This is a genomic window from Monashia sp. HAY1-2A, assembly GCF_056755315.1.
Genome location: NZ_JBNDHY010000187.1, coordinates 1 through 7,896, shown reverse-complemented (window position 1 = coordinate 7,896; position 7,896 = coordinate 1). Strand labels below are relative to the sequence as shown.

Annotated in this window: 8 protein-coding genes; 5 read left to right on the top strand and 3 right to left on the bottom strand. The window is 69.0% G+C overall.

Features of this window, described 5'->3' with window-relative positions; all coding sequences use genetic code 11:
- The 3 genes from ACPYOM_RS19605 to ACPYOM_RS19595 form a co-directional block, all read right to left on the bottom strand.
- Positions 1–649 (bottom strand): EamA family transporter (locus ACPYOM_RS19605; protein ID WP_481347239.1); only part of this gene is annotated, 649 nt, incomplete at its 3' end.
- Positions 646–885, bottom strand: a complete 240-nt coding sequence (locus tag ACPYOM_RS19600) for a hypothetical protein (RefSeq protein ID WP_481347238.1) — start codon at positions 883–885, stop codon at positions 646–648. The genes ACPYOM_RS19605 and ACPYOM_RS19600, both read right to left, overlap by 4 nt.
- Positions 882–1,382 (bottom strand): N-acetyltransferase family protein, encoded by a 501-nt coding sequence (locus tag ACPYOM_RS19595; protein ID WP_481347237.1) that lies wholly within the window; start codon positions 1,380–1,382, stop codon positions 882–884. The genes ACPYOM_RS19600 and ACPYOM_RS19595 overlap by 4 nt, the downstream gene beginning before the upstream one ends.
- A 477-nt stretch (positions 1,383–1,859) precedes the next feature.
- Between ACPYOM_RS19595 and zwf the strand changes: the two genes are divergently transcribed.
- From zwf to ACPYOM_RS19570, 5 genes are all read left to right on the top strand, one after another.
- Positions 1,860–3,431 (top strand): glucose-6-phosphate dehydrogenase, encoded by a 1,572-nt coding sequence (zwf, locus tag ACPYOM_RS19590; protein WP_481347236.1) that lies wholly within the window; start codon positions 1,860–1,862, stop codon positions 3,429–3,431.
- A 49-nt stretch (positions 3,432–3,480) separates the two neighbouring features.
- Complete coding sequence (locus tag ACPYOM_RS19585) at positions 3,481–4,407, top strand: glucose-6-phosphate dehydrogenase assembly protein OpcA (protein ID WP_481347235.1); 927 nt, start codon at positions 3,481–3,483, stop codon at positions 4,405–4,407.
- 295 nt (positions 4,408–4,702) lie between these two features.
- Positions 4,703–5,176, top strand: a complete 474-nt coding sequence (locus ACPYOM_RS19580; RefSeq protein ID WP_481347234.1) for a GNAT family N-acetyltransferase — start codon at positions 4,703–4,705, stop codon at positions 5,174–5,176.
- Between the two features lie 292 nt (positions 5,177–5,468).
- Positions 5,469–6,284, top strand: a complete 816-nt coding sequence (locus ACPYOM_RS19575) for an IS110 family transposase (protein WP_481347233.1) — start codon at positions 5,469–5,471, stop codon at positions 6,282–6,284.
- Positions 6,285–6,924: 640 nt separating this feature from the next.
- Entirely contained in the window at positions 6,925–7,287 is a 363-nt protein-coding gene (locus tag ACPYOM_RS19570) for a hypothetical protein (protein ID WP_481347232.1), read from the top strand.
- Positions 7,288–7,896 lie beyond the last annotated feature (609 nt).

The following is a 7,896-nucleotide window of genomic DNA, read 5'->3' as shown; positions in this document are numbered from 1 at the left end:
GGACCACCGGCATGAGCAGGGCCAGCCCTGCCCCCTCCATGAGGATCTCGACGCTGAGATGCCCCACAGCCTGGGGGATGCCGACGACAGCTGCCGTGATCGCCGCCACAGGAACCGTCAAGGACAACCCGCTGACCCCGGAAAACCTGTCGGCAACCACCTGCGTCAGGACGATATAGATCGCCCAACACGCAGCTGACGATGCGGCCAAGCCCAGCCCGACCGCATCTGGTCTGCCGCGCCAAGGCTCAGTCACCAGAACGACCCCGACGAGAGCCAACGCAGGCCAGAGCAGAGCGCGACGCGTGCGCGAGCGAAGAGCGGCCACCGTGAGAGGTCCGAGGAAGCTGACTGCGACCGCAGTGCCCAACGGGATCCGCTCGATGGCGCCCAGGAAGGCCGCACCTTGCACGCCGGTCCCCGCCCCCAGCCCAAGGATGGCCTGGATGTCGCGACGCCCCAGCTGCCGCAGCGAAGGAGGCCTGCTGACTGCCAAGAACACCAGGGCGCCGATGCTGAGACGAAGCCACGCGGCGCCAGCGGGTCCCACCGTCTCAATGACGTTCAGAGACAGGACAGACCCAAGCTGCACAGAAGACATCGACGCACCCGCGAGCACCCAAGGAGGTACCGCCACCCGTGCCTTCACCCCGCCAGTTCCTGCCGCGCGACAGCGTCCTTCGGATTTCCGATGACTGGACGGTCACCCGCGTCGCCGACCCCGTCGCCACCGTCGCCACCGCTCACGTCGGCGCTCTGGCGTCCCGTCAGGGTCTGCGTCTGCCGCGCGTCTGCGGCTCGGCCGGTCAGCTGCTCGGTCTCGTTCCGGATCCAGCGCAGTACGACGTGGGTCTGAGCTGGCGTGGGACGCAGGGCCAGAATCATGGTCGACGTGCCGTCTGCGTCAACGAGTCGGCCAGTGGCGCGGTCAAGAACAGCTCTGAGCTGGATAGGTACCGTGCCACTGGCGCGTTTGGGAACACCTTGCGCCACAGGGCGAGCGCGCCGGCGTTGGATATCTCTACGAATGCGTGTACTTCGCGGAGCCCGGCCTTCGAGAGTCGGGTGAGCAGTGCGCCCGTCAGAGCTGTCGCCACTCCTTGGCGCTGGAAGCGATCCGCTACCCACACCGCGAGCTCGGCGGCCCGATCACCCAGGAGCAGAGCCGAGGCTGCCCCCACCATCTCCCCCGTCGTTTCATCGCGGGCGTAGACGTTCACGCGGTCGTCGCGGACCTCGGTCAGCCCATCGAGCTCCCCGCACGGCAGTCTCGAGACCGTCCCGTGGAAGCGCTCGCGGCGACTCAGAGGCGAGGCGCGACGAAAAAACTCCTGGACGGCGGCAGCAGTGGGCGGCTGCCGCGTGATGCTGAACTGGGACATCGACCTACCGGTTCCGCCAGAGGCTCGTTGTCGACGTGGTGGCTTGCCTGCTCCGGTGGCGACTCACGGCGACTTGTTGACCCACCCAGCCAACTGCGACGCGAAGCGCAACACGTACTCCTCGCAGGCCACCGAGCGTGCGATTCGGGACGTGCCCGGTGCCGAGGCGCGTCGGGGTGATTTACCGCAGGTCGACGCACTTCTTGTCGGCAGGGATAACCCGACACCGACCGGCGCCAACAGTGCGGCTGCCGCCGCCCGTGTTGTGGCCCACGTTCGCGCGTCAGTGGCCCGCAACCCGCTGCGCTGACGGCAGCGCCCGCGCTTACCGTCACGACATGTTCGCTTGCGTGGCCTCCCTTGCCTCTGGTTCACCGGCAGGTCGACCCCTCCCCTCGGCGAGCCCATGACCGCGGGGAACGGGCCGGCCCATCTCGCCTCGCTCCAGGCGCGCTCCGACTGGCTGGGGGCGCCCCAATGAGCTGGCGCGATGACCGATGGACCCAGCCACAGCCCGGCTGGGTCAACCCGCTGCGCGACCCGCGCGACCGGCGCCTGCCCCGGATCCCCCGCCCGTGCGGCATGGTCCTGTTCGGCGTCACCGGTGACCTGTCTCGCAAGAAGGTCATGCCGGCCATCTACGACCTGGCCAACCGCGGCCTGCTGCCGCCCGGCTTCAGCCTGGTGGGCTTTGCCCGACGCGACCGGGCCGACCAGGACTTCGCCCAGATTGTGCACGACTCGGTCAGAGACCATGCCCGCACCGAGTTCCGTGAGGAGGTCTGGCAGCAGCTCGCCGAGGGTCTCCGCTTCGTCTCCGGCCGCTTCGATGACGACGAGTCCTTCGACCAGCTGCGCCAGACGATCGAGGAGCTCGACGAGCAGCGGGGCACCGGCGGCAACCACGCCTTCTATCTCGCGATCCCGCCATCCGCCTTCGGCGAAGTCGTCAGACAGCTGAAGGAGCACGGCCTCGCACAGGCCCGCGAGGGTGGTTGGCGCCGCGTGGTGGTCGAGAAGCCATTCGGTCACGACCTGAGCTCCGCACGCGAGCTCAACGACATCCTCGCCCAGGTGTTTCCGCCGAGCTGCATCTTCCGGATCGACCACTACCTCGGCAAGGAGACCGTCCAGAACATTCTGGCCATCCGGTTCGCGAACACGATGTTCGAACCGGTCTGGAACGCCAACTACGTCGACAGCGTCCAGATCACCATGGCCGAGGACATCGGCATCGGCGGCCGCGCCGGCTACTACGACGGCATCGGCGCCGCCCGCGACGTGATCCAGAACCACCTGCTGCAGCTGATGAGCCTCGTCGCCATGGAAGAGCCGACATCCTTCGACGCCGAGAGCCTGCGCATCGAGAAGCTGAAGGTGCTCTCCAGCGTCACGTTGCCGCCCCGGCTAGACCTCGGGACCAGCCGCGGACAGTACGCAGCCGGCTGGGCAGGCGGCCAGAAGGTGGCCGCGTTCGTCCAAGAGGAAGGCATCAACGCCACATCGACGACGGAGACGTTCGCGGCCGTGACGCTGCACGTCGACACCCGGCGGTGGGCCGGCGTCCCGTTCTACCTGCGCGCCGGCAAGCGGCTCGGGCGGCGAGTCACCGAGGTAGCCATCCAGTTCAAACGCGCACCACACCTGCCGTTCACCGACACTGCGACCGAGGAGCTCACCCAGAACGCCCTAGTGATCCGGGTACAGCCCGACGAAGGGGTCACGACCCGGTTCGGCTCCAAGGTGCCCGGCACCCACATGCAGATCCGCGACGTCAACATGGACTTCGTCTACGGCGGAACGTTCGCCGAGTCCTCACCGGAGGCCTACGAGCGGCTCATCACCGACGTGCTCCTCGGCGACCCGCCGCTCTTTCCTCAGCACGAAGAGGTCGAAAGATCCTGGGAGATCCTCGACCCGATCCTGCACCACTGGGCCAGCCAGGACGCCGATGGCGCGAAACCCGAAACCTACCCCGCCGGGACATGGGGACCATCGTCCGCCGACGCGATGCTCGAGCGCGACGGACGCACCTGGCGGCGCCCATGACCAGGCCCATCTCCCCCAGCCCCGCCCACACCTCTCGGAGAGACGCGTCATGATCGAGCTGCTCGACACCAACTCCTCGCAGATCGGCGCGCAGCTGCTGCGTGGCCGCAGCCGAGCCGGCAGCCCCGCGATGGGCATGGTGATGACGCTCGTCATCGTCGTCGACGAGGCCGACGCCGAGGACGCGATGCGCTGGGCCCGCCTCGCCTCACACGGCCACCCGACCCGAGTGCTCGGCGTCATCCTCGGACGCTCCACAGGCACAGCCCGCGTCAACGCCCACGTCGGCACCGGTTCCGGCTGGTCCGGCGAGACCGCGCTCATCCGTCTCAGAGGTGAGGTCGTCGAGCACTCGGAGTCGGTCGTGCTGCCCCTGCTGCTACCCGACTGCCCCGTCACCATCTGGTGGCCCAACGACCCGCCGGATGACCCCGCGGCCGACCCGCTCGGACGGCTCGGGCAGCGACGCATCACCGATGCCTCCGCCGCAGAGCGCGGCAACGCGCGCGCCATCCGCCAGCAATGCCAGACCTACACCCTCGGCAACATCGACCTGTCCTGGACGCGCATCACGCCATGGCGGGCATCCCTCGCTGCCGCACTCGACCAGCACCCACTGAACGTGCGCTCCGCCTCGGTCACCGCCGAGCAGGTCAGCCCCAGCGCGGACCTGTTGGCAGCCTGGCTCGCCGACCGGCTCCACATCGACGTCGCCCGGGGCACCTCCCAGGGGCCCGGGATCACCGACGTCACCCTCGAGACGACCGACGGGCCCCTCGGCATCTCCCGCAGCGACGGGCGCCCTGCGACCGTCTCCTCCCCCGGCCGCCCCGACCGGCACGTCCCCCTGAAGCGGCGACCACTGCCAGCGCTGCTCGCTGAGGAGCTGCACGGGCTACAGGACGATGACATCTACGCCGAAACGACCCGCAAGCTGCTCGAGCTCGAGAAGGTGTCCGCGACGACCGAAGCCTGACCCTCGAACGGAGCTCCAGAACCGTCCTGCCCACCGGCGCCCAGGCCACCAAAGACGCCCGGGGTCACTCGCCTCACCGAGCCAGGTCCGGTCCGGTCCGCGACCCGAAGGTCGAGCCGATAGAGGATTGCGGATGCGGCGCGAAAGATGGCGCCCAGCCGGGGCAAGCAACAGGGCCGGCTGCGGAACCCGCGGAAAGGCGCCCGCATCAGCGAACCCCTGGACGCTTAGGGGCCCCGGACGTCAGCATGAGACCGAATGCGCGCCCCGGAGTCCCTCCTGCCAAGGTTGAGGCATGAACGAACTACACGCGGGCGGAGAGCGGTTCACGGTCAGCCGAGCCCTCCACGACGACATACCGCAGCTCGCGGCCCTGCTCGCTGACGACATCCTCGGCCAGGGCCGTGAAGGAGCTGACCTGTCCGCGTACGAGACCGCGTTCGCCGAGATCGACGCCGACCCCAACCAGTTCCTCGCGGTCATCCGGGACTCCGACGATGTTGTCGTCGGCACCTTCCAGCTGACCCTCATCCCCGGCCTGGCCCGAGGCGGCACCAAAAGGCTCCAGATCGAGGCCGTGCGCCTCGGCGCCTCCACCCGTGGCAAAGGGCTCGGTTCGGCCATGTTCGCCTGGGCGCACGACTACGGCCGCCGCCACGGCGCCGGCCTGGCCCAGCTGACCACCGACAAGCAGCGCACTGACGCGCATCGCTTCTACGACGCGCTCGGCTACACGCCCACCCACGAGGGGTACAAGCTCGCGCTCTGATGACCTCCAACTCCAACCCGTGACGGGACGGTGCTCCCGCGTCCGGACGTCCCCGTCCCCCATGCGGCTACTTAGAGACTGGTTGCAGGATCGACGCCCGGCCACACTCGGTCCAGGTGCTCGACGAGACGCTCTCATATGCGGCTGCCCACCGGTGTCATTGGTGTGGCTCTCTCATGGCATGCGGTCTCGTCGGGCACCGCGCGAGGAGAGGCTCGAAAGGGGTTCGTTCTGCTCGAAGTAGCAAGGCCCTCCCCGCTCTGACATCCATCTGAGTGAAGGAGGAGGACCGGTGGGCGTGATCATCGGGATGGACCCGCACAAACGCTCGTCCACGATCGAAGTCATCGAGCCGACCGGGCGAGTGCTACAGGTGGGACGGTTCGACACCGAGAAGGCCGGCTACGCAGCGATGCTCGCCGCGGGGCGGCAGTACGGCACGGCCACCGAGCGGGTGTGGGCGGTCGAGGGCTGTAACGGCATCGGCCGGCACATCGCGCACCGGCTCGTGCACGACGGTGAGCGCGTGGTCGACGTGCCGCCGAAGCTGTCGGCTCAGGTGCGGATCTTCGCCACCGGCAATGCGCGCAAGACCGACCCGGTCGACGCGCACTCGGTCGCCCTGGCCGCGTTGTACGCCCCAGCCGAGCCGGGGCTGCGGCCCGTGGTTGTCGAGGACGACCTGGTCGTGATGGGCATGATGGTCGACCGGCGGGACGAGCTCGGCCGGGCCCGCACCCAGACCCTGAACCGGCTGCATCGCCTTCTGCTGGAACTGATCCCGAGCGGAGCGAAGCAGTACCTGTCCGCGCCGCAAGCCCGCGCGCTGGTCGCCACGGTCAAGCCGCGCGACGTCGTCGGCAAGACGAGGCGCCGGTTCGTCGTCGAGCTCATCGGTGAGCTCGAGGTGATCGACCGCAAGATCAAGACCGCCGAGAAAGAGCTCACGGCGCTCGTGACCGAACCGGGCTCGACGCTGCTGGAGCTGACCGGGATCGGGCCCACCGGCGCCGCGCGGCTGCTGGCCGACGTCGGGGACATCCACCGGTTCCGCAACAAGGACCGGTTCGCCTCCTGGAACGGAACCGCGCCGCTCGACGCCTCGTAGGGGCGCAGCAACGCCACCGGCTGTCCCGGGCCGGGAACCGCCGGATCAACCGGACTCTGCACATCATGGCCGTCGTGCAGCTGCGTAACCCGACACCCGGGCGGGAGTTCTACGACGCCCGCAAGGCCGGCGGAACACCCTCCTTGATGGCGATGCGTTCGCTCAAACGGCGGCTGTCGAACATCGTGTACGCGCGCATGGTCACCGACCAGAACCGAGGTCACCGTAGGCCCGGCCGCAACCTCGACGGCGCCCGCGCTGCTGTCCGGGGCGACCGGGACCGCGGTGACGCTCGCCGGTGCCGGCACGATGGTCCGCGGGCAGGTACTCGCGCCCAGCGGGAACGTTTCCGCAACGGGTGCCTCGACGAAGCTCGTCTGTGGGGTCGTGGCTTCTACCATCTCGATCACGGGCTCCCGCTCCTCGGCGCCCATAGGGCAAGATGCGCTGCGTAGCGACAGGACGGAAGGCGTTGGCGGCACTCGCATCGGGTGTCGCCAGCGCGGCCCTGCTTGCCGGGTGCACCCCACTGCCCGGGCCGCCCGGCACGCCCGGCGCTTCGGCGACCGCGCCTGGCAGTTCCGGTCTGCGGTGCGCGAGCCCGGGAACGACGGTCTGGCTCGGTGCCTCTTCGCGGGACGTGTCTCCGGGACGGTTCACCGTCACGACGGGCACCTACCAGCTATCCGGGCGCGACTTCCCGCCACCTGCGCCAGTCCCGATCCTGCCGACCGACCTGGCCGCCGTCGTCCTGGGCCCAGGCGGCACCACTCCAACCTTCGACCGGCAGCGCGCGACGGTCACGCACGCCTCGATGACGGTGCGGGTCGGCAAGGACGCGCCCGCCGTTGTGCACCTGGATGCCGGGTCCTACTGGGTGCTGAACTCCCTGGGCGTGTCGGTGGAGCTCACGCCGTGCGACGGCGGACGGGTCTCCGGGGTGAGCTTCCCCACCGGACGGCTGACACCGACTGCTCTTTCGACCGCGACGAAGACCGGCTGACCCGCGCACCACGCCGCCGCGAGCGCAGTGGCAGAGGAGGTGGCAGGGCCACAGAGAGGGTCGCGGACGGACGCGGTGGCGGAAGACCGGACCATCTCGAGTCGGTGGTCCGGTCTTCGGGTTGAGGCGCCGCAGGTGCCATGTGCGTGCGTGCGTGTCGCGCCGGTCGCGGTCCCTGGTCATCGCAGGTGACCTTTCCGTGCCAGGCCTTCTTGCTCAGGTCCTTGCGGCCGTCGGGCATGGTGGCGGGGGATAGTTGAAACCGTTGATGCAAGGATTGCTGCACCCCTCGCTGTAACCGGGCTCCTCCGAGCGAGCAACTGAACCGCCTACTGGACGCCGCGGGTCGCTCCCGCGTTGCTGCCGAAGGCATGCCCAAGCACACCGTCAGCGGCAAGAGAGGACGTCTGCTGGGGTGGATTCTGCACTGGGGGCTTCCAGCACGTGACGGCGTGGGCGACTGAGCGTCAGCACAGTTGTCCCTCAATCGTGAGCCGTGAGTGGCATGGTGGGACCGAAGGTGGCCCGCAGCTCTGGACGAGCGGACATGGCGCCCACCGATCCAGTGCGCGAAGGGGTGAACACCCTGTCAAACGGAGGTGCGCAGGA